This window comes from Maribacter litoralis, assembly GCF_902506355.1.
Lineage (GTDB): Bacteria > Bacteroidota > Bacteroidia > Flavobacteriales > Flavobacteriaceae > Maribacter > Maribacter litoralis.
On sequence record NZ_LR733271.1, the window covers coordinates 1152916 to 1174314 of the forward strand.

A 21399-nucleotide genomic window follows, 5' to 3' on the forward strand; every position below is an offset into this window, starting at 1 on the left:
TAATCTTATTCATCTAAAATAGGGTGTATAGTTACTTGTAACTATATACTATTGTTACCACACATTTGAATGAAGTTTTTTTTACCCATTTTACTAATTTCATTTAACTGCTTTTCGCAGCATACCGAGAGATTCCAAGAATTGGTTAAAACTGTTGAAAGGGATAGTGTAGTAAAGGATACCATATTCTTTAAGAATGGCATCATTGAATTTATTGGAGAAAAATCATTCTACACCTCTAATGATATTATAGTTGAGACCTATTCTGGAGAATCCAAAATTTATTATGCAAACGGAATAATTGCACGGAATGATATGCAGGACCGATTTGGACATTGGCTATGGTCTAAATACTATAACCGCAAGGGAGTTTTAACAAAGGAATGGATAATCACGAAAATTGACTCGAGAGCAAAAAGTTTAGAAGACTTTTTTGCTTCTAGAAATCACATTGACAGCGAAAAAACAATTAAGCACTATCGAAATTCAAAAAAGACGAATGAACTTTACGCATATAAGATTGAATATTTGACTTCATTAAATGGAATTGGAGGCGGAAAAGTCGAATATCAAAATGAGGACAGAAAAGTAATTCGAACAAAATTTTTGAAGGAGAAAAAATATAAAAACGTGTGGTAACAATGGCTATAATTCATTGTGGTTTTGTGCCACACCAAAGTAAAAGTATAAATCAAACGGCTGGATTTCGGCGGAATAATCCTGCGGATGATTCCACAACGAAATCATAGCCTAACCGTTAGCAATTACACAAAAAACACATTCATAAAAATTGAACCACAGATTTTATAATAAGAACAAAAAAGAGCAAAATAATATCTTAATTGTATTAGCGATTTGTTCTCTTATTATTATATTTTTTTCAGTCATTATATCAATCTATTCAGAAATATATCTCATTGGAATTTTGACATTTGCAATAACCCTATCTATAATTGCACCATTCTTCGATATGCCTTCCTTAAAAAAAAGTGGAAGAATGATTTATTATTCCCCTTTATTTATAGCCGAAAAACCTAAAAACGGACTAATTAAAATTCACGGTGGAACTTTATTTGATTACCATTTCGTAATTGACAAAAAAATGAATGGAAAACAAAGAACCGATTTTATAATCCAACAGTATTTAGATGGACTTTTGCACCTTATTGAAAAGTATGAGAAGAATAAGAGAATGAAAATTCGAGGGACAAGCTATATCATAAATAAAAGAACGGCAGAAAAAATAGGGTTTGAGATTGTGGAAACTGATGTTTTACAAAAAATAATCCTAATTTTTAATTACTTCAATATTTTGATTTCAAATTCAATCGCTAAAAATAAATTATCATTTCCGAAATTAAACAAAACCAAAACGTTTGATGCTGATGTGAGTCAATTACTTAAACGAAAAGAATATATTGAGAAACTAAATAAGTCTTTAATAGGTAGTATTGCTAACCACGTATACAAAAAATAGCACCAGTTACTGCTAAATCTATGGTTTACGCATTTTTGATAAGGAATTATCTAATGAAAAGTTGAAAATATGGATTGGATAAAAAAGTTTCATACCTAGATATAACAACAATTACGGCAGATTCAACTACGTCCGAATCCAATTGGAACTGGTAGCGTAAATAATTTCAAAATTTAAAACTAACTTATCCTATTAACGACCCTTATCCGAAACTGATTATCCTAGAACAAAGCCATGAACTATAACAATAAAAGATTTAAACCTGTTTCCAATACTGACAATGGAGAAACCTCAGAAGAAACAATCTTTGAATATAGGCAAAAAGGCACTATCCTAACCTCAACATACAAGGGAGGCAAAATTAAAGAAGGTCATTTAATTGGACTGGTCAATAAAGACGGAACAATTGAAATGCGTTACCATCAAGTAAACACCAAAGGAAAATTAATGACTGGCATATGCTTTTCAAAACCCGAAATTATGGACAATGGAAAAATTCGTCTTCATGAAGCTTGGGAGTGGACTTCTGGCGACAGATCCAAAGGAAACTCAATTTTAGAAGAAATATGATATTAGAAGTCGCCGTATTAAATGTAAAACCAGGCTTGCAAAAGGAATTTGAAAAGAGTTTAAGGTTGGCTAGTGATCATATTAGTTCAATAAAAGGTTATATGGGGCTTACTTTGCGCAAATGTCTTGAAAATGAAAATCAATATCTTTTACTGGTAGATTGGAAAGATGTTGAAAGTCACGAAAATGGTTTTCGTCAATCTCCCGCCTATTTAAAATGGAAAGAACTGCTACATCATTACTATGAACCTTTCCCCACTGTTGAACATTACGAAACCATTTTTGAAGGCATTAAAAAATCAACAGCCAAAATACCTTTCAAACGTTATGCACCATAAACAAATAAAGTAATGTATTTGATCAACTAAGCCTGTAAAGGTTGGTGACTATGACACCATGCTGATCCGTAACTTTTAAAAGCTCTTTTTCTTCCACTATTTTTAAATTAAACGGTGGTTGTAGCAACTGTATTCCACTTTTCTTTTTAAGTCGAGTTCCTTGTCCGGAAATAATATCTACGTTGGCAATAAACTCATCGCTAGGTAGATGTTCTGTAACTATAATATACTTGTACTGCTTTAATTTACGGGTAATTTGAAGCACTTCTGCGTTAGATAAATGCTGAAGCACTTGCCTAATTATGGCGCAATCTGCAATTGGTAAATCATCTTTGGCAATATCCAAACATTGAAACTCTAAATTGGGTATTTGAAATAGGTTTTGATTTCGCAATATAAGTTCTGGAACAATATCCACTGCAATATATTTTTTGGTATAACTCACCAACTCCTTACCTATATTAAAGTCACCACATCCAAGATCGCAAACGCTTATGTTTTTATTAAACTGCGATAAAAAATCAATTACCGTTTTAACATACGGTTCAACAATTTCCGGCAAATGAGAACCTTCACCAGAATAAAACTCCGAAGCACCACTACCCCATAATCTTTCTTGATAAACTTGTTGCATAGCCTTCTTTGTTGGCCATGGTTTCTTATTTTTTGCGTTTTTATTATCGGACTTCATTGGCAACCACACATAATCATGTCGTCAAAATAAGATTTTCTAAATAAAAGATCACCACTGTAACCTGAGAACATAAAATTATGTTTGCGTACAAATTTCCCTATTCATGGTTTTCTCTTGATTATTACACCAAGATACCAGTGGTGATGATATGTATATTTTATTTTCTATTTAGAAAATGCCATTTTAATGCCCATTGCTATAAAAGCCAAACCACCAATTTTGTTCAGTAATTTACCAGCGTTGGGGTTGTCTTTAATCTTACTAGAAAAAATACTGGCGCACAAGGTTAAAATAATATACCAAACTACACCTATAATTGCATAAGTAATTCCTAATAACACATATGGTACTGGGTTCTGCATTTCATTGACAGCAATGAACTGTGGAAAGAAAGCAATAAAGAATAATGCAACTTTAGGATTTAATGAATTAGTCAAGAACCCAGACCAAAAGTCACTTTTCACATTCTTTTCGTCTTCTGTTCTCGCTTCTAATTTCGCTAGGTCACTTTTCTTTCTGTAGGTGGTAACCCCTAAATATATGATATAGGCCGCACCTAAATACTTTACAGCAGCAAAGGCAAAAGCCGATTTCGCCAACAATACCGATATGCCTAACGCAGCAAACAATGTATGCGTTAAAACACCCATATTTACACCTAAAGCGGCATGTATACCAGATCTTTTACCCTGCGCAATAGACTTGTTTAAAACAAAAAAAGTATCTAAACCAGGTGTCATTATGAATAACAACGCCGATATCATAAAAGTGATAAAATTTTCTACGCCCATCCATATCTTTTTTCAAACCTACAAGGCAAAGAAATTAATCTAAAGCACTAAAAAAAATACAAATTCCTTTCATTTTAATGCATAAATTGCATTAATAATGACTACCCAACAAATAAAATATTTTTTGACTCTTGCCACCGAACTACATTTCTGGAGAGCAGCAGAAAAGGTATTCATCTCTCAATCTACCCTCAGTAGGCAAATTCAATCTCTAGAAGATGAAATGGGCATACAGCTTTTTAAGCGAGATAAGAGAAACGTAAAACTTACCGACGCCGGTAAGTTTTTAAAAGAAAAATGGACAGTCACCATCAATGAACTTGATCATATTCATAAACAGGCCAAAAAGATAGATCAAGGTACCACCGGTCTTATATCACTTTCGTACCCTGGCTCAATCGCCTTCAGTTTCTTACCGTTATTCTTGAATAAAATAAACGCTAGTTTACCAGATTTAAAGCTTGAATTAACTGAACCCATTGATGAAAACCACGAAAAATTACTTCTCAATTACGACACGGACATTGCTTTTAACAGAGATGCTATAGAAAACATTCACTTAGCCAATTACAAACTATACACAGAACCTATTTGCCTAGTAGTTTCTGAAAAGCATTGGCTAACCGCTAAAAGCATGCAAGATTTTAAAAGTTTACATGATGAGAAATTTATTATTTCCGGCCTGCACAGAACCTCTTATTTTCCTTCCCTTTTAAGAAGCCTATTTCAAAAAAACGGATTTGAACCGAAAACAATAATCGAATCTGATTTTGGTGGTATGATCATCAACCTGGTAGCACAAGGCCTAGGCATATCAATACTACCATTATCGTATAAATATTCCAATGCAAAAGGTGTTAGGTTTATCGAACTGAACGAAACGATTAGTCTATACATGAACTGGAGAAAAAACGACCCAAATAAAATTACCCAAAGGGTTATTAAGATTGCAAAAGAAATGAACAACCCTTATACGTAAGACGTTAAACTTTATAGAATAGGTGTATCCAAATAGATCTTGACACCCTAAAATTAAAAGTACTCAACAGAATGGTTATTATGGCTATAATTGAAAATACGCGCATAGGCGAAAGATCAACAAAGTACCAAAACAACACAAAACATGCTATCATCTGTGCTACTGCAAGCGCATAACTTACGAACATTGCACCAAAAAAGAATCCTGTTTCTTTTTCAAATTTAAAGTTGCACTCAGAGCATCTTTCATTCATTTTGGGCATTTTGAACAAAAATATATTCCCTTGACCACTAAATACCTTTCCTTTTCCACAGTTTGGGCATTTACATTGAACAACATCTAAAACTTTACTCATAACCTTAATTCTTAATACTGCAAAATTAAGACACACTAGTATTTAAATTATGGTATTTTTAGCTCAATTAATTGTATTTTTAGGACATTTACTATGAAAATACCCATTCTACATATTGATCAATTTTTAAAATCAAAGACGCTTCATAGCTTATACGTAAATTCGTTTGCCGATCACATACAAATTAATAAGACACTTATTAGTAAGCCACATAGCCATAATTTCTATTTATGTGTGATGTTTTTAAAAGGAAGCGGTATTCATGAAATTGATTTCGACAGCTACACTATAGCACCCGGAAAAGTGTTCTTTTTAAAACCCGGGCAAACCCATTTTTGGAAATTTACTTCTAAACCAGAAGGTTATATTTTTTTTCATTCCCAAGAATTTTATGAGCTAAAATTTTTAGACCACGGCTTAAGTTCATTTCCTTTTTATTACTCAAATCAGAATCCGCCATTGTTGCAATTGCCAGCGGAAAAAATGAAAAGCCTATCTGTGATTTTCGAAGAACTTTACACAGAGTACCGGGAAGAAAATTTATTGCGGGAGGCAAAAATCTCTGGTCTTATCCATTACATCTACATAGAATTTACACGTGCCTATACCGCAGATAACACTATTGAACACGTTAGCTCTAGCAATTATTCAAAAATACTTGAAGAATTAGAAAAGCTTATAAACTCTCATTTTTATACAGAGAAACTGCCAAAATTTTACGCGAACAAACTTAATATTACCACCAAGCATTTAAATAGGGTGGTAAGAGACACCATCAATAAGACTACGAGCGAATTAATTTCTGAACGCATTGTTTTAGAGGCGAAGAGATTAATTGTGCACACCAATGACAATTTAGCCGAAATTGCCCATACTCTTGAATTCTCAGATTACGCCTATTTCTCAAAATACTTTAAAGCAAAAACAGGTACTACCCCAAATGAATTTAGAAAATTGTATTTTCATTAAATCCGAAGTCAAAAAAATTAAGCACAAAACGTCATTAGTCTAAAGGTTCAATGACGATTAAATTATATGTAAAAACTGGGGTACCGTTCAGCAAATAACCAAGAACCCAAATTTTATGTATAGGATAAGATACAGACCATTATGAGTAAAATAAATATTCAAGGAATTAATTGGGATGCAAAGTCTTCTTTTCAAAAAGGCACTGCAAAAGCTCCAAATTTAATACGAAAAGCACTTTATAGCGATTCTATGAACCTATGTACCGAGTTTGGAACATCCATAGAACATGACAACATAACCGACAAAGGTGATTTTATCATTAATGAGTATTTTGATATTGAAACCATTACCAGAAAGAATATTGAATCTGGCTCTAAACTGCTAACGCTGGGAGGAGATCATTCTGTTACTTTTCCCATCATAAAAGCTTTTAACGAACACTACCCTAAGCTAGATATTTTACATATTGATGCGCATGCCGATCTTTACCATGATTATGAAGGTGACCCATATTCTCATGCATGCCCTTTTGCTCGTATTATGGAGAACGGTTTTGCTGTAAAATTAGTTCAGGTAGGTGTAAGAACTTTAAATCCGCACCAGGCATCACAAGCGGAAAAATTCAATGTTGAAATACATGAAATGCGCAACTTGGACCTTAACACAATTCCTAAATTTACAAATCCGCTTTACATTTCATTAGATATGGACGGTTTTGACCCTGCCTATGCCCCTGGCGTTTCTCACCATGAACCGGGCGGACTCACTTCTCGCCAAGTGTTAGACCTTATTCATGGTATAGATACCGAAGTTGTAGGTGCCGATATTGTGGAATATAACCCAGATCGAGATTTTCAAGATATGACGGCTTACCTGGCCGCAAAAATGATGAAGGAACTTTTAGGCAAATTGATGGGCAGTTGAAATCATTATTCAATAAAAAACCATTAAATTGACCTGTTACTAAATCAAAACCCCTAATGCCAATTAGCTTTAAAAACTTTTTGAAACTCCACCGAGTTTCCTTGTCCTTAGCGGTACTAAGTTTTGTATTCTACTATACGTTCGCATATCATTTACCAAGAACAGATTTTGTTAAACTGCTCACCCTGTTTGTTGCTCTTTTCTTCATCTGTTTTAAACTGATACAGTTTGAAAAGCACAACTTTCGGTTTTTATTGGGCATAGGAATCCTTTTTAGATTGGCTTTTTTATTTGCGGAACCCAATCTTTCTCAAGATTTCTATAGATTCATTTGGGACGGACATTTGGTTTCCAACGGAATCAACCCCTACTTGCACACCCCAGATGAATTCATACAGAACATGGCAGCGATCATACCAAATGCCGATGAGTTGTACGAAGGTATGGGTAGCTTAAGCGCAAGGCATTATAGTAATTACCCACCATTAAACCAACTTATTTTTGCATTGGTCGCACTATTAGGCGGTAAAAGTATTTTTGGCTCTCTATTTGCGATGCGCGCAATTATAATTCTTGCAGATATCGGTGTGTTTTATTTTGGTAGAAGGCTATTAAAAAACCTTAATAAATCTCCACATTTAATATTCTGGTATTTTTTAAACCCGTTAATAATTGTGGAACTAACAGGTAACCTTCATTTCGAAGGACTCATGTTATTTTTCTTTATTCTGGCCATGTTTTTATTATCAATAGATAAGTGGAAAATTGCCGGTATAGTTTTAGCATGTTCCATATCAATAAAACTGGTACCACTTCTATTCTTACCACTTTTCTTTAAATACTTAGGATGGAAAAAAAGCATCGTTTTCTATACTATTATAGGCATAACCTCTTTGATACTATTTTTACCTTTCAACACCCCCGAGTTTATTGACAATTATGGCAGAACCATTAAACTATGGTTTTCTAATTTCGAATTCAATTCAAGTCTCTATAATATTGCCAAAAAAACTGCTGTACATTTTGATGCCAAACCGTGGGAATTCATAAAGGAATACGGTAAAATCACTCCCTTGTTCACTATTTTCATTGTAGGGCTATTTACGTTTATCCCTAAGAAATACGACTTAAACAGGGTCCTTTGGTCCATGATGTGGGTATTGACCATTTATTATTTTATATCTACCACGGTGCACCCATGGTATATTATATTTTTAGTATTACTGTCCATTTTCACTTCTTACAGATACGCCATTATATGGTCGGCAGCAATTGTTCTTAGCTATTACGCCTATTCACAGACAGATTTTAAAGAGAGTTTATGGCTTTTAGGTCTTGAATATATTTCAGTATTAGGCTATTTGGTTTATGAAATTGTTGCACATCGTAACAAAAAGTGAACTTTTTGTAAAAAATATGTTATGCGCAATGTTCAATAAATATAATTTGTACATTTACGCCGTAATGAACGAAATAAACTACTTTTTATATAGCACCGTGAGCCCATTGGCTCTAGCGCGCCCGTTCACGTCTCGCCGTCGTCGCCCGTAAGGGTAAGATATATTTATGGAATTAGGTGAGTCCATTTCCGCACAACAAATCAAACATTTTTTTACACTTTTAAATCTAACTGGCAATGAACTTAATTGTTGCTAACGAATCACATTTTAAATACGCTCAGGATATCTGTGATACCATTGCAGAATCTGCTAAAGTACGCGGTACCGGTATAGCAAAACGTACACCAGAATATATTCAGAGAAAACTATCTAACGGCAATGCTATTCTTGCTTTGGACGGAGACAAGTTTGCTGGTTTTTGCTACATAGAGGTATGGGGGCATGAGAAATTTGTGGCAAACTCCGGACTCATCGTACACCCAGATTACAGGGGTCAAGGACTTGCAAAAAAAATCAAGGCAAAAATTTTCGAACTGAGCAGGGAAAAATTTCCAGATGCTAAAATATTCGGCATTACTACTGGTTTAGCAGTTATGAAAATTAACTACGAACTTGGCTACAAACCAGTTACCTTTTCTGAACTGACTGATGACCCAGAATTCTGGAAAGGGTGTCAAACTTGCAAAAACTTCGATATTCTTACTAGAACAGAGCAAAAGATGTGTCTTTGTACAGGTATGTTATATGACCCGGTTTCCAAGAAAAAAGCAGAAGAAACAAAAGAAGTGAACGGTAAGGCATTTACAAGATTAAAAAGTATAAAACAAAGTTTGTTTTTAAGGAAGAAAGAAGAAAAAAGTAAACAATAGAGTATAGAGTATAGAGTATAGAGTATAGAGTATAGAAGTTTAAAAATAAATATTGGGATTAATGAAATAGCTGAATTTAATAAAATCTCTTTTCTTTTCTCTTTTTCTAACCTCTCTATTTTAATCCATATCAAACCAAAATAATAATTACCCGGCTTGCCGGAAACGAACATCATATCATGAAAAAATTAGTACTAGCATACAGCGGCGGATTGGACACTTCTTATTGCGCCAAACATTTATCAAAAGACAAAGGTTTTGAAGTACATGCAGTTAGTGTAAATACTGGCGGATTTTCTTCGGATGAAATAAAGGAAATAGAGAAGAAATCTATTGAACTAGGCGCAACTTCTTACACGTCAATTGATGCCGTACAAACCTTTTATGACAAAGTAGTTAAGTACCTTATTTTTGGTAACGTACTAAAAAACAATACCTACCCACTATCTGTAAGTGCAGAACGTATTGTGCAAGCCATAGAAATTGTAAACTATGCGAAAAAAATTGGTGCAGGTTATATTGCCCACGGTAGTACCGGTGCCGGTAACGACCAAGTTCGTTTCGATATGATTTTCCAAATCATTGCTCCCGAAATTGAAATCATTACTCCTATTAGAGATAACAAATTAGCTAGAGAAGAAGAAATTGCATACCTAAAGGAAAACGGAGTAGACTATCCTTGGGAGAAAGCTAAATATTCTATCAACAGAGGACTGTGGGGAACATCTGTGGGCGGTGAAGAAACACTAACTTCTGAAAAACCGTTGCCAGACAGCGCCTACCCTAGTCAACTGCAAGAAAAGAACCCAACCGAGGTAAAACTTACATTCGAAAAAGGAGAGCTAGTTGCTATTGATGGAGAAAAAGACACTCCCGTTGCCAATATTGAAAAACTTGAGGCTTTGGCATCTAAATACGCCATTGGTAGAGATATTCACGTTGGCGATACTATTATTGGCACCAAGGGTAGAGTTGGTTTTGAAGCTCCTGCATCATTGATCATCATTAAGGCACACCACTTATTAGAGAAGCACACGCTTACCAAATGGCAACAATATCAAAAAGAGCAACAAGGTAATTTTTATGGCATGTTATTGCACGAGGGTAATTACCTAGATGCCGTAATGCGTAACATAGAAACTTTCTTGACAGATACACAAAAAACGGTTTCCGGCGATGTATTCGTTGGTCTATATCCATTTCAGTTCAGGTTGCACGGTATCTCGTCTGAATACGATTTAATGACCGATGCTTTTGGTAAATATGGTGAAGTCAATAAAGGATGGACTGCAGATGACGCCAAAGGATTTATTAAAATTTTATCAAATTCAGGAAAGATATATAACCATGTAAATGGAAGTGAATAGTATAAAGTAAAGAGTACAAAGTATTAAGTTAAAGAACTTTTAGAAATCAGGTACTTCGTACTTAATACTTAATACTACTTACTTAAAAACAAAATTATGATTAAAGCAGGTATTATTGGCGGTTCTGGTTATACGGGTGGTGAACTTATTCGTATTCTATTGAATCACCCGGCAACGGAAATAGATTTTGTATTCAGTACCACTAGGGCTGGAAAAAAAGTAACTACTGCGCATCCGGATTTATTGGGGACTACCGACCTTGAGTTTACCGGTGATGTCAACTTAAATGTCAATGTTGTTTTTCTATGTTTAGGTCATGGCAACTCTACTGCATTTTTAAAGGTACATGATTTTTCTTCAGATACTGTAATCATCGATTTAAGTAATGATTTTAGGTTGCATGCCGATGCCAATTTTAATGACAAACAATTTGTTTACGGTTTGCCCGAATTGTTCAAAACAGCTATTGAAAACGCAAAATATATTGCCAACCCAGGTTGTTTTGCCACCGCTATTCAATTGGCATTACTTCCATTGGCAAAGGCTGAGTTATTGGAAAACGAAGTGCACATTAATGCAGTAACCGGCAGTACCGGGGCAGGTGTTAGTCCGTCAGCGACTTCTCATTTTTCATGGAGAAATAATAACGTAAGCTGGTACAAGCCTTTTACGCATCAACATTTGGGTGAAATCAATGAGAGTTTGCACTCCCTACAAGAGAACACGGGTAACTTATTTTTTATGCCCAATAGAGGGAATTTCACGCGTGGAATTCTAGCTACTTCCTATACCAAATTTGAAGGTAGTTTAGAATATGCCAAAAAAATATATCACGAATTTTATAAGGATGCTGTATTCACACAAATATCCGAAGAACCCATCAATCTAAAACAGGTAGTAAATACCAATCAGTGCCACATACACCTACATAAACATGAAGATGTATTATTGATTACGGCTGCGATTGACAATTTATTAAAAGGTGCATCGGGACAAGCAGTACAGAATATGAATTTAATTTTTGGGTTAGAAGAAAATTTAGGCTTGAATTTGAAAGCAGGGGTTTTTTAACTTCGGCTACGCTCAATTACCCATAAATAATATTGAGCAAAGCTAAAATTTTAGTTGATGGTTGATGGAAATTTAAAAAATCTATTTAAAGAGATAAAGCATAAAATAATATAGTTTAATTATAAGCAGAGTATACTAATTACCAATTAATTAGAATATACTTTGTACTCATTACTTAATACAAAAAAAATGAAAACAGCTATTATAGGTGCAGGTAATTTAGGACTTTCCATAGCAAAAGGTATCCTAAACAGTAATGGTGCAACCAGCATGTACCTTACCAAAAGGGACACCAAATCTATTGCGGACTATGAAAAGTATGATAAGGTAACTGTTACTACTGACAATAGACTAGCCGTTGAAAATTCGGATATCTTGATTTTTGCGGTACAACCTATTCATTTTGCTGAAATTCTAGAGAGTATAAAAGACCTATTGACCGAGAAACATGTTATTATTTCTACCATAACCGGATTTAGTATCGAGAAAATTGAGGCTGTAATCGGTAAGGACAACTTTATTATTAGAAGCATGCCAAATACCGCCATTTCCGTAGGCAAATCAATGACCTGTATCTGTAGTAATGAAAAAGGCAAAAAAAGGGTAGAGCTGGCAAAAGCTATTTTCAACAGGATGGGACATTCTATGGAAATCCCTGAAGGACAAATGCAGGCCGCTACCGTAATATGTGCAAGTGGTGTTGCTTTTTGGATGCGTTTAATACGTGCCACTACACAAGGTGCCATTCAACTAGGCTTTGATGCTAAAGAAGCACAAGAGCTGGCCATGCATACCTGTAACGGTGCCGCAAGCTTATTGATTGAATCGGGCAATCATCCTGAAGAAGAAATTGACCGTGTTACCACGCCCATGGGCTGTACCATTACAGGATTAAACGAAATGGAGCACCAAGGACTTAGCTCATCATTAATACGTGGTATTATATCATCATACGACAAGATTACCGAATTTAAAAACAAGTAAGCACGCGACCAAACCCGTTCAATTTGAACTTGAAACTTTTCAACTATGAAATTATTTGACGTTTATCCATTATATAATGTAACTCCCGTTTCCGCGAAAGGTATTGTAGTTACAGATGACCAAGGACAGGATTATTTAGATTTCTATGGCGGACATGCCGTTATCTCCATTGGCCATACACACCCACATTATGTGAAACGTTTAAAAGATCAATTGGACAATATTGGCTTTTATAGCAATGCGGTACAGAATCCGTTACAAGTAGAATTGGCTGCAAAACTGGGGGAAGCATCAAACTGTGAAGATTACAATCTTTTTATGTGCAACTCTGGTGCTGAAGCTAATGAAAATGCCCTGAAAATGGCTTCTTTTGTAACAGGAAAATCTAAAATCATCGCCTTTAACAATGGTTTTCACGGTAGAACATCTGCTGCAGTAGCAACAACGGATAACCCTTCTATAAACGCAGAAATCAATTTACAGCATGAAGTCGTTTTTCTTGACCTGAACGACAGTAAAGGTTTTGAAAGGGAAATATCAAAAAATGTTTGCGCCGTAATTATTGAATCTATCCAAGGTGTTGGTGGTTTAGATGAACCTACAACTGAATTTTTACAGGAAGTAGCATCGTTATGCAAAGAAAATGATGCGTTATTAATTGCTGATGAAGTTCAATCGGGATTTGGTAGAAGTGGTAAATTCTTTGCATTTCAACACCATAATATTCAACCGGACATCATAAGTATTGCAAAAGGTATGGGCAACGGTTTTCCTGTTGGTGGCATTCTAATTCACGAAAGTATCAAGGCAAAATACGGCATGTTGGGCACCACTTTCGGTGGCAATCATTTGGCTTGTGCAGCCACTATGGCGGTTTTAGAAGTAATTGAAAAAGAAAACCTAATTAGCAATGCTAAAGAACTAGGCGAATATTTCAACGAAAAAGCAAAAGAAATTCCGCAGGTAAAACGGGTAAAGGGTAAAGGCTTAATGTTAGGACTTGAATTTGATTTTCAAGTTGCCGATCTACGAAAAAAATTGATTCATGAACACTTTTTATTTACCGGTGGTGCTAAAGATAAAACGGTACTTAGAATATTACCGGCATTGAACATTACCAAACAAGATTTAGATGTGTTTTTCACCGCTCTTAAGACTGCCTTATCATGAAAACAACACTTAGTATCACAAAAAGAAATGCCGTATTAAAGCGTATGGCAGAATTGGTTCAACAAGAGGAATCCATTTTAATCTCTGCCAATGAAAAAGATTTGAACTCCTTTGAATCTGGAGACATTGCCATGGTAGATCGCTTAAAAGTAAATAAATCAAAGGTGGCTGAAATGGTATCATCCTTGAAAAAATTATCTGCGCTACCAGACCCCTTGCATGTAGAACGATTTCAATTTACCCATGATAACGGTATGGAAATCAGCAACAAAACAGCTCCGTTTGGCACCATTATGATCATCTACGAATCTAGACCTGATGTTACTATTGAGGCTGCAGGAATTGCTTTTAAATCGGGGAATAAAATATTATTAAAAGGCGGTAAGGAATCATTAAATTCTAATTTAGTTTTGGTCAATCTTTGGCACAAGGCTTTAGAATCTTGTGACTGTGCTACAGATTGGGTTAGCTATCTCAACTATTCTAGAACAGAAACACAACAATTTTTAGAAAACCCAACGCAAAAACTCGATTTAATCGTTCCTCGTGGTGGTGAAAAACTAATCGCTTTTGTAAAGCAACACGCTAAATGCCCCGTAATTGTTAGCGGAAGAGGAAACAACTTTGTATATGTTTCTCAAGATGCGGACTTGCAAATGGCTCTAGATGTAATCATCAATGCCAAGACCACCAAAATATCTGCTTGCAACGCTGTGGACAAAGTAATTATATCTAGAGATTTACCTCGCAAGGTGGAATTTTTAAATCACTTGATACAAACTTTAAAAAAGCACAAGGTCGAAATTTTGACCGATGCCAAACTGGCAGGTTTGGAAGGCACTTCACAAATGGAAGATGAATCCGTTTGGTACGAAGAATTTTTAGATTATAAAATAGTACTGGGACAAGTGCCAAATGTGGACGAGGCCATACAGCTAATCAATACGTACGGCGGTGGTCACTCCGCTTCCATTATTACCAAAAATGAAGAGGAGGCTGATATTTTTATGCAATCAGTTGACACGGCTGCAGTATACCATAATGCATCTACACGCTTTACCGATGGTGGGCAATTTGGACTAGGCGGTGAACTTGCGATCAGTACAGATAAATTACACCAACGCGGACCAATTGGATTACAGCATTTAGTAACCAATAAATGGTATGTAAAAGGGAATGGACAGGTTAGATAAGTGATTCGTTGTTCGTTGTTCGTTGTTCGTTGTTCGTTGTTCGTAAAATAAATAATTTATGTCCGGTCGAGTGCATTCGAGACCTGAAAGTTAGGGGTTAGGAGTTAGGAGTTAGGAGTTAGGAGTTAGGAGTTAGGAGTTAGGAGTTAGGAGTTAGGAGTTAGGAGTTAGGAAAGAATAAAAATTAGCCTGACAAAATCAGAATTAGCATGTTGAAAAAAAGAATTTTATTGAAATTAGGTTCCAATACCTTAACGAAAGATACCGATCATATCTCTCGCGGTAAAATTGAGGATATTGGCAGGCAAATAGCAGCATTAAAAGATCAATACGAATTCATTATCGTAAGTTCTGGGGCTATTGCTGCGGCAAAGCAATTCGTTAAAATTGAACATAATGGAGAGGATATCAATGTAAAACAAGCATTGGCATCAATAGGTCAGCCTCACCTCATGCGTATATTTCAAGAAAATTTTAGGGAATTGGGTCTGTTCACCTCCCAATGTTTATTATCGTATTCCGACTTTGAAAAAGAGCGAACAAGAATAAATATTAAAAATACCATCAATGTTCTTGTGGCCAACAATTTCATTCCTATCATCAATGAAAACGATACGGTGGCAACCGATGAAATCAAATTTGGAGATAATGATAAGTTAGCCGGATTGACCGCATCTCTTTTATCCGCAGATATTCTTATCATCGCAACGAATACTGACGGAATTTATACAAAATCGTCCTTAACGACTTCTTCGCCAAAAACAATAGAAGCGGTTTCAGACCTAACCGAATTAGTCAAAGAAATAGGGGAATCTAAATCTACCCACGGTACTGGCGGAATGCAATCAAAAATAGATGCAGCCACCATTGCACAAAAAGCAGGTATTGAAACCTGGATCACCAATGGCCTGAACGATAACTTTATTGTTGATGCCATTAAAAATAAAAGCACATTTACAAAAATTAAAGCATCATGAATTACCTTTCAATAAACGATATAGACGTTCTATCCAACTGGGTAAAAGAAGCCATATCACTTAAAAAGCAGCCAAAAAAATTTAAAGAATTAGGTAAAGACAAAACTATAGGTCTTTTATTTTTTAACAACTCGCTACGTACCCGTTTAAGCACTCAAAAAGCTGCTATGAACTTGGGCATGGAAGTTATTGTTATGAATTTTGGCAGTGAAGGTTGGGCGCTTGAATATGCTGATGGTACTGTTATGGACCAAGGTACTTCTGAGCATATTAAAGAAGCTGCACACGTAATTTCTCAATACTGTGATATTATTGCCATTCGTGCGTTTGCAGGATTGGTAGATAAGGAGCTGGATGAAGCAGAACAAGTTTTGAGCGGATTTAAAGAATATGCTTCCGTTCCAATCGTGAATATGGAAAGCTCCGTTGGGCATCCGTTACAGGCACTTACAGATGCTATTACGCTAGAAGAACATAATTTCAAGAACAACCCAAAAGTGGTCTTATCTTGGGCACCACACCCTAAGGCATTACCACATGCCGTTGCCAATTCATTCGTACAGATGATGCAAAAGCAAAATGCTGAATTTGTAATTACGCACCCAAAGGGTTATGAGTTAGACCCAAGCATCACAAAAGATTGCACCATTGAGCACGATCAAGAAAAAGCTTTAGAAAATGCAGATTTTGTGTACGTAAAAAACTGGAGCAGTTATACTAATTATGGTCAAATAAAATCTCAAGATACTAATTGGCAAATGACCCTTAAGAAACTAGGGAAAGCTAAATTTATGCATTGCCTTCCTGTTCGTAGAAACGTAGTTGTGGCTGATGAGGTTTTAGACAGCGACCAGTCTTTGGTTATAGAACAAGCGAATAACAGAACGTACGCTGCCCAATTAGTATTAAAGAAAATATTAGAAAGCAATGAAAATTAATAAGTGGATTTACATTGGCATCGCTTTATTTGCGTTCATTCTATTTGTAGGGAATATGGTTAATATAGACCATAGTACTGCGCACTGGAAAACCTATATGGGTCCCGTCAGTAATATTATTCTCATAATTGCCATGGTACTCATGTTTAAATTTTCCGATTATGAAAAATAAATTAAGTGTTGTAAAAATTGGTGGCAATGTCATAGAAGATGAAAAAGCTTTAGACGTTTTTCTTACTGCTTTTTCTAAACTTGAAGGATTAAAAATATTGGTTCACGGTGGTGGTAAATTAGCTACACAATTGGCTACTAAACTTGGTATTGAGTCTAAAATGATAGATGGTAGACGCATTACCGATGCCGAAACCGTAGATATCATTACCATGGTCTATGGCGGTTTGGCAAATAAGAAAATAGTTGCTCAACTACAGGCAAAAAACACAAACGCTATTGGCTTAAGTGGTGCGGACGGTGATAGTATACAAGCGCATAAACGCCCTGTAAAAGAAATTGATTACGGATTTGTTGGTGATATTGATAGTGTAAACTCAGGTTTACTGACCAAGCTATTATCCGCCGATTTAACGCCTATTTTCTGCGCCTTATCTCATGATGGAGCCGGACAATTATTAAATACGAATGCAGATACCATTGCTTCTGAAATTGCAATTGGTATGGCATCTAGTTATGAAACAACATTGTATTATTGCTTTGAAAAAAAAGGGGTTTTAATGGATATCGCAGATGAGAACAGTGTAGTTAAACACATTGATTCCGACACCTACCAAGAGCTTTTATCTGACGGTATCATTGCGAACGGAATGCTGCCAAAACTGCACAATTGCTTTCATGCGCTGAACAATAGCGTGTCAAAAGTATGTTTAGGCGATGTTACCATGCTCGATAAAGAAACAGAACTGTTCACGACCATAAAATTATAAGATGAACCAAAAAGAACTTACGGAAAGTGCTATCACGTTATTGAAAGAACTTATTTCAATAGAATCATTTTCAAAAGAAGAAGATAAAACAGCCGATGCCATACAAGCTTGGTTGGCAACATTTAACATACCTGCCGAGCGTGACCTCAACAATATTATTGCGAAAAATAAATACTGGGACGACTCAAAACCGACCTTGCTATTGAACTCGCACCACGACACGGTAAAACCAAATTCTGCCTATACCAAAGATCCATTTCATCCGCATATAGAAGATGGCAAGCTATTTGGATTGGGAAGCAATGATGCCGGCGGACCGTTGGTTTCGCTTTTGGCAACTTTCGTTACCTATTACGAATCTGAAGACCTCAACCATAACATTTTAATGGTAGCCTCTGCCGAAGAGGAGAACGCCGGTGAAAATAGCCTACGTGGCTTATTGCCTAAACTTCCACACATTGATGTGGCTATAGTTGGTGAGCCTACATTAATGCAACTTGCAATCGCAGAAAAAGGATTGGTGGTTTTTGATGCTGTAGTTAAGGGGACTCCTTCCCATGCAGCGCATCCTAACAACGATAATTCCATTTACAATACCATTAAAGTACTGGAATGGTTCAAGAACTATACATTTGAAAAGACCTCTGAAGCATTGGGCGATGTAAAAATGACGGTTACACAAATTAACGCAGGTAAACAACACAATGTAGTACCAGCACAAGTAGATTTAGTGGTAGATGTTCGTGTAAACGATTCTTATAGTAATAAAGAAATAGCAGATTTACTAAAGAAGGATGCGCCATGCGAATTAAAGGAACGATCTTTACGTTTAAATTCATCTAAAATAGATAAAGACCACCCGTTGGTACAATCTGGCATTGCATTGGGTAGAACTACATATGGCTCGCCTACATTATCCGATCAAGCGGCGTTAAGTTGCCAATCGTTAAAATTGGGACCTGGTGACAGTACACGCTCCCACTCTGCCAATGAATTTATCTATGTGAATGAAATAGAAGAAGGCATAGATTTGTATATTAAAATATTAAAAGGATTTATTTCAAATAACAATTAACATTGAACAATTACCAATAGCATTGTTTATTGCTAATTGATAATTGATAACTGACTACATATGAAACTCTGGGATAAAGGATTTAGCACTGATAAAAAGATTGATCATTTTACTGTTGGCAATGATAGGGAACTAGACTTGCTTCTGGCAAAGTATGATGTTATAGCATCTAAGGCACACGCTAAAATGCTTGGTAAAATAGGATTGATTTCTCCTAAAGAAACTGTTGAGCTTGTAAATGAGTTGGACAATATTGCGGCGCGAATAGAAAAAGGTACTTTTTCTATAGAAAATTCTTTTGAAGACATGCATTCTAAAATTGAATACATGCTTACCCTAAGCTTAGGTGATACCGGTAAAAAAATACACACGGCACGTTCAAGAAACGACCAGGTTCTTGTGGCAATGCATTTATACCTAAAGGATGAATTGACCGAAATTAAGTCGATGACCAAATCGCTTTTCAACCTGTTACTGGTTAAGGCACAAGAGCATAAAGATGTAATGTTACCTGGGTACACGCATTTACAGATTGCGATGCCTTCCTCATTCGGACTATGGTTTTCTGCCTATGCAGAGAGTTTAATAGATGACCTTTATTTTATTGAAGCCGCCTATAAAGTTGCCGACCAAAATCCGTTAGGTAGTGCCGCCGGTTACGGTAGTTCTTTTGCCATAGACCGTAGCTTCACTACCGAAGAAATGGGTTTTGAAACTATGAAGTACAATGTAGTTGCCGCACAAATGAGTAGAGGAAAAGCAGAAAAAGCAGCAGCCTTTGGTATTGCCAATATTGCCGCGACTTTATCTAAAATGGCTATGGATATCTGTTTGTATATGAGTCAGAATTTTGATTTTATCTCATTTCCAGATGAGTTGACCACAGGTTCCAGCATTATGCCACATAAGAAAAACCCCGATGTTTTTGAATTGGTAAGAGGTAAGTGCAACAAACTACAATCCATTCCTAATCAATTAACCTTGGTCATCAACAACTTACCAAGTGGTTACCATAGAGATTTACAACTGGTGAAAGAAATCATTGTTCCTGCAATACAGGATATGAAAGCATGTCTAGAAATTTTAACCTTTAGTCTAAAAGAAATTAAGGTGAACGACAGTATTCTAGACGATCCTAAATATGATTACTTATTTAGTGTAGATACCTTAAACGAGTTGGTACAAAGTGGAATGCCATTTAGGGATGCCTACAAAAAAATGGGAATGGAAATCAATGAAGGTACATTTACTCCTAAGAGAGATATTCACCACACTCACGAGGGTAGCTTAGGTAATTTATGCTTGAAAGAAATTCATGATAAAATGAAAAAGCTTAGTTAACCTTTACATACTTATCTGAATAAATTTTGGTGAACTGTGCTCCAAATGTAACAATGAGACTGGAATAAGAAACCCATAACATTACCAAAATAATACTCCCGGCCGCGCCATAGGTAGAGCCGGGTTCTGCTTTACCAAAGTAAAATGCCAGCGCATATTTACCTATTAAAAACAATATTGCCGTTAACGCCGCTCCTACTTTTACCGCTTTCCATCGCACACGGGTACTCGGCAAATATTTGAACATAGCCCCAAACAACAAGTAGATAAACCCTAAGGATAAAATTAAATCTATAACAAAACCAAGTTCTAGCATACCTTCTGGTAATAATCTAGAAAGTTGAGTAGAAAATGCCGACAACAATGAGGTCAATACAAAACTGACCAATAATAAAAACCCGATAATCAAAATGAACCCAAAGCCTTTTAAGCGCATAAACAGCGTAGATAAAAACTCATTGGAGTATTTAGGTTTTGTTTCCCAAATATCATTTAGTGCATTTTGCAATTGATAAAACACCCCGGTTGCACCATAAATAAGTACTCCGACACCTAATAGCGTTGCTACCAGAGAGGTCTGCTGGTTGCCTTGATTCTTTATTATATCTTGAATAGATTGCGCTGTATCCGGACCCATTGCCGATGAAATCTCTGCGAATAACTCACCCTGTACTATTTCCTTACCCCAAATGCCTCCTACCAATTCTAAAATTAAAATAAGTAAACCAGGTAACGATAAAATGGCATAATAGGCGATAATGGCACTAATTTGAAAAGGCTCTTTTTCCATCCACCCTTTAAAGGTTTTTACCAATAACTTAGGTAGGTGAGATAATTTAAATTTAGATATGTTATTCTTAGGTTCAGCAGACATGCATCAATCGGTTTACACTATTCCTAAAAATACTTTGGAAACTTTTTTTGCTGTGATCCAATCCAAAAAAATACTATCTCTTAAGACTACTACTATAATTTT

Annotated in this window: 23 protein-coding genes; 19 read left to right on the forward strand and 4 right to left on the reverse strand. The window is 35.8% G+C overall.

Going from position 1 to position 21399, the window contains the following annotated elements; translation table 11 throughout:
• Positions 1–69 precede the first annotated feature (69 nt).
• The 4 genes from EXIGUO8A_RS04790 (at position 70) to EXIGUO8A_RS04805 (ending at position 2385) form a co-directional block, all read left to right on the forward strand.
• Entirely contained in the window at positions 70–639 is a 570-nt protein-coding gene (locus EXIGUO8A_RS04790) for a hypothetical protein (RefSeq protein ID WP_159302130.1), read from the forward strand.
• Positions 640–790: 151 nt separating this feature from the next.
• Positions 791–1477, forward strand: coding sequence for a hypothetical protein (locus EXIGUO8A_RS04795; protein WP_159302131.1), 687 nt, complete (start codon positions 791–793; stop codon positions 1475–1477).
• Between the two features lie 234 nt (positions 1478–1711).
• Entirely contained in the window at positions 1712–2047 is a 336-nt protein-coding gene (locus tag EXIGUO8A_RS04800; protein WP_159302132.1) for a n-acetylglutamate synthase, read from the forward strand.
• Positions 2044–2385: an antibiotic biosynthesis monooxygenase family protein gene (locus EXIGUO8A_RS04805; RefSeq protein ID WP_159302133.1), complete on the forward strand. Its 342-nt coding sequence runs from the start codon at positions 2044–2046 to the stop codon at positions 2383–2385. Before EXIGUO8A_RS04800 ends, EXIGUO8A_RS04805 begins: the two co-directional genes overlap by 4 nt.
• Before the next feature lie 22 nt (positions 2386–2407).
• Here the strand turns inward: EXIGUO8A_RS04805 and EXIGUO8A_RS04810 are convergent, their stop codons facing one another.
• Complete coding sequence (locus EXIGUO8A_RS04810; protein WP_236564434.1) at positions 2408–3019, reverse strand: class I SAM-dependent methyltransferase; 612 nt, start codon at positions 3017–3019, stop codon at positions 2408–2410.
• A gap of 224 nt (positions 3020–3243) precedes the next feature.
• Positions 3244–3870, reverse strand: a complete 627-nt coding sequence (locus EXIGUO8A_RS04815) for a LysE family translocator (protein WP_159302135.1) — start codon at positions 3868–3870, stop codon at positions 3244–3246.
• A 97-nt stretch (positions 3871–3967) separates the two neighbouring features.
• Between EXIGUO8A_RS04815 and EXIGUO8A_RS04820 the strand changes: the two genes are divergently transcribed.
• Positions 3968–4849 (forward strand): LysR family transcriptional regulator, encoded by an 882-nt coding sequence (locus EXIGUO8A_RS04820; RefSeq protein ID WP_159302136.1) that lies wholly within the window; start codon positions 3968–3970, stop codon positions 4847–4849.
• A gap of 4 nt (positions 4850–4853) precedes the next feature.
• On the opposite strand, the gene EXIGUO8A_RS04825 is transcribed toward EXIGUO8A_RS04820, so the two are convergent.
• Positions 4854–5204 (reverse strand): DUF983 domain-containing protein, encoded by a 351-nt coding sequence (locus tag EXIGUO8A_RS04825; RefSeq protein WP_159302137.1) that lies wholly within the window; start codon positions 5202–5204, stop codon positions 4854–4856.
• Positions 5205–5297: 93 nt separating this feature from the next.
• Here EXIGUO8A_RS04825 and EXIGUO8A_RS04830 point away from each other — a divergent pair, with 93 nt between their 5' ends.
• The 14 genes from EXIGUO8A_RS04830 (at position 5298) to argH (ending at position 20423) form a co-directional block, all read left to right on the forward strand.
• Positions 5298–6173 (forward strand): helix-turn-helix domain-containing protein, encoded by an 876-nt coding sequence (locus EXIGUO8A_RS04830; protein WP_159302138.1) that lies wholly within the window; start codon positions 5298–5300, stop codon positions 6171–6173.
• Between the two features lie 141 nt (positions 6174–6314).
• On the forward strand, positions 6315–7097 hold the full coding sequence (speB, locus tag EXIGUO8A_RS04835) for an agmatinase (protein ID WP_159302139.1): 783 nt from the start codon (positions 6315–6317) through the stop codon (positions 7095–7097).
• 80 nt (positions 7098–7177) lie between these two features.
• A complete protein-coding gene (mptB, locus tag EXIGUO8A_RS04840) occupies positions 7178–8497 on the forward strand; it encodes a polyprenol phosphomannose-dependent alpha 1,6 mannosyltransferase MptB (protein WP_317164575.1) in 1320 nt (439 codons plus the stop codon).
• A gap of 236 nt (positions 8498–8733) precedes the next feature.
• Entirely contained in the window at positions 8734–9366 is a 633-nt protein-coding gene (locus EXIGUO8A_RS04845; protein ID WP_159302141.1) for a GNAT family N-acetyltransferase, read from the forward strand.
• Positions 9367–9545: 179 nt separating this feature from the next.
• Positions 9546–10733 carry an argininosuccinate synthase gene (gene argG, locus EXIGUO8A_RS04850; RefSeq protein WP_159302142.1) on the forward strand — a complete coding sequence of 396 codons (1188 nt, stop codon included), beginning with the start codon at positions 9546–9548 and terminating at the stop codon, positions 10731–10733.
• A 96-nt stretch (positions 10734–10829) separates the two neighbouring features.
• Positions 10830–11804: an N-acetyl-gamma-glutamyl-phosphate reductase gene (gene argC / locus EXIGUO8A_RS04855; protein ID WP_159302143.1), complete on the forward strand. Its 975-nt coding sequence runs from the start codon at positions 10830–10832 to the stop codon at positions 11802–11804.
• Positions 11805–11993: 189 nt separating this feature from the next.
• The gene (gene proC, locus EXIGUO8A_RS04860; RefSeq protein ID WP_116771149.1) at positions 11994–12788 is read left to right on the forward strand and encodes a pyrroline-5-carboxylate reductase; all 795 of its coding nucleotides are present in this window, start codon (positions 11994–11996) and stop codon (positions 12786–12788) included.
• A gap of 45 nt (positions 12789–12833) precedes the next feature.
• On the forward strand, positions 12834–13958 hold the full coding sequence (locus tag EXIGUO8A_RS04865; protein ID WP_116771150.1) for an aspartate aminotransferase family protein: 1125 nt from the start codon (positions 12834–12836) through the stop codon (positions 13956–13958).
• Positions 13955–15151, forward strand: a complete 1197-nt coding sequence (locus tag EXIGUO8A_RS04870; protein WP_159302144.1) for a glutamate-5-semialdehyde dehydrogenase — start codon at positions 13955–13957, stop codon at positions 15149–15151. The genes EXIGUO8A_RS04865 and EXIGUO8A_RS04870 overlap by 4 nt, the downstream gene beginning before the upstream one ends.
• A gap of 209 nt (positions 15152–15360) precedes the next feature.
• Positions 15361–16128, forward strand: a complete 768-nt coding sequence (gene proB, locus EXIGUO8A_RS04875) for a glutamate 5-kinase (RefSeq protein WP_159302145.1) — start codon at positions 15361–15363, stop codon at positions 16126–16128.
• Positions 16125–17066, forward strand: a complete 942-nt coding sequence (locus EXIGUO8A_RS04880) for a Rossmann-fold NAD(P)-binding domain-containing protein (protein ID WP_201304105.1) — start codon at positions 16125–16127, stop codon at positions 17064–17066. Before proB ends, EXIGUO8A_RS04880 begins: the two co-directional genes overlap by 4 nt.
• A gap of 161 nt (positions 17067–17227) precedes the next feature.
• Positions 17228–18007 (forward strand): acetylglutamate kinase, encoded by a 780-nt coding sequence (gene argB, locus EXIGUO8A_RS04885; RefSeq protein WP_159302146.1) that lies wholly within the window; start codon positions 17228–17230, stop codon positions 18005–18007.
• 1 nt (position 18008) lies between these two features.
• The gene (locus EXIGUO8A_RS04890) at positions 18009–19082 is read left to right on the forward strand and encodes a M20 family metallo-hydrolase (RefSeq protein WP_159302147.1); all 1074 of its coding nucleotides are present in this window, start codon (positions 18009–18011) and stop codon (positions 19080–19082) included.
• 60 nt (positions 19083–19142) lie between these two features.
• On the forward strand, positions 19143–20423 hold the full coding sequence (argH, locus tag EXIGUO8A_RS04895) for an argininosuccinate lyase (RefSeq protein WP_159302148.1): 1281 nt from the start codon (positions 19143–19145) through the stop codon (positions 20421–20423).
• Here the strand turns inward: argH and EXIGUO8A_RS04900 are convergent.
• The gene (locus EXIGUO8A_RS04900; RefSeq protein WP_159302149.1) at positions 20416–21297 is read right to left on the reverse strand and encodes a YihY/virulence factor BrkB family protein; all 882 of its coding nucleotides are present in this window, start codon (positions 21295–21297) and stop codon (positions 20416–20418) included. The genes argH and EXIGUO8A_RS04900 overlap by 8 nt on opposite strands.
• Between the last annotated feature and the right edge of the window lie 102 nt (positions 21298–21399).

Excerpts from the sequence above, each read along its gene's own strand:
- EXIGUO8A_RS04790 (WP_159302130.1), top strand. The coding sequence starts at position 70 with ATGAAGTTTTTTTTACCCATTTTACTAATTTCATTTAACTGCTTTTCG.
- EXIGUO8A_RS04800 (WP_159302132.1), top strand. The coding sequence starts at position 1,712 with ATGAACTATAACAATAAAAGATTTAAACCTGTTTCCAATACTGACAAT.
- EXIGUO8A_RS04805 (WP_159302133.1), top strand. The coding sequence starts at position 2,044 with ATGATATTAGAAGTCGCCGTATTAAATGTAAAACCAGGCTTGCAAAAG.
- EXIGUO8A_RS04810 (WP_236564434.1), bottom strand. The coding sequence starts at position 3,019 with ATGCAACAAGTTTATCAAGAAAGATTATGGGGTAGTGGTGCTTCGGAG.
- EXIGUO8A_RS04815 (WP_159302135.1), bottom strand. The coding sequence starts at position 3,870 with ATGGGCGTAGAAAATTTTATCACTTTTATGATATCGGCGTTGTTATTC.
- EXIGUO8A_RS04820 (WP_159302136.1), top strand. The coding sequence starts at position 3,968 with ATGACTACCCAACAAATAAAATATTTTTTGACTCTTGCCACCGAACTA.
- EXIGUO8A_RS04825 (WP_159302137.1), bottom strand. The coding sequence starts at position 5,204 with ATGAGTAAAGTTTTAGATGTTGTTCAATGTAAATGCCCAAACTGTGGA.
- EXIGUO8A_RS04830 (WP_159302138.1), top strand. The coding sequence starts at position 5,298 with ATGAAAATACCCATTCTACATATTGATCAATTTTTAAAATCAAAGACG.
- speB (WP_159302139.1), top strand. The coding sequence starts at position 6,315 with ATGAGTAAAATAAATATTCAAGGAATTAATTGGGATGCAAAGTCTTCT.
- EXIGUO8A_RS04845 (WP_159302141.1), top strand. The coding sequence starts at position 8,734 with ATGAACTTAATTGTTGCTAACGAATCACATTTTAAATACGCTCAGGAT.
- argG (WP_159302142.1), top strand. The coding sequence starts at position 9,546 with ATGAAAAAATTAGTACTAGCATACAGCGGCGGATTGGACACTTCTTAT.
- argC (WP_159302143.1), top strand. The coding sequence starts at position 10,830 with ATGATTAAAGCAGGTATTATTGGCGGTTCTGGTTATACGGGTGGTGAA.
- proC (WP_116771149.1), top strand. The coding sequence starts at position 11,994 with ATGAAAACAGCTATTATAGGTGCAGGTAATTTAGGACTTTCCATAGCA.
- EXIGUO8A_RS04865 (WP_116771150.1), top strand. The coding sequence starts at position 12,834 with ATGAAATTATTTGACGTTTATCCATTATATAATGTAACTCCCGTTTCC.
- EXIGUO8A_RS04870 (WP_159302144.1), top strand. The coding sequence starts at position 13,955 with ATGAAAACAACACTTAGTATCACAAAAAGAAATGCCGTATTAAAGCGT.
- proB (WP_159302145.1), top strand. The coding sequence starts at position 15,361 with ATGTTGAAAAAAAGAATTTTATTGAAATTAGGTTCCAATACCTTAACG.
- EXIGUO8A_RS04880 (WP_201304105.1), top strand. The coding sequence starts at position 16,125 with ATGAATTACCTTTCAATAAACGATATAGACGTTCTATCCAACTGGGTA.
- argB (WP_159302146.1), top strand. The coding sequence starts at position 17,228 with ATGAAAAATAAATTAAGTGTTGTAAAAATTGGTGGCAATGTCATAGAA.
- EXIGUO8A_RS04890 (WP_159302147.1), top strand. The coding sequence starts at position 18,009 with ATGAACCAAAAAGAACTTACGGAAAGTGCTATCACGTTATTGAAAGAA.
- argH (WP_159302148.1), top strand. The coding sequence starts at position 19,143 with ATGAAACTCTGGGATAAAGGATTTAGCACTGATAAAAAGATTGATCAT.
- EXIGUO8A_RS04900 (WP_159302149.1), bottom strand. The coding sequence starts at position 21,297 with ATGTCTGCTGAACCTAAGAATAACATATCTAAATTTAAATTATCTCAC.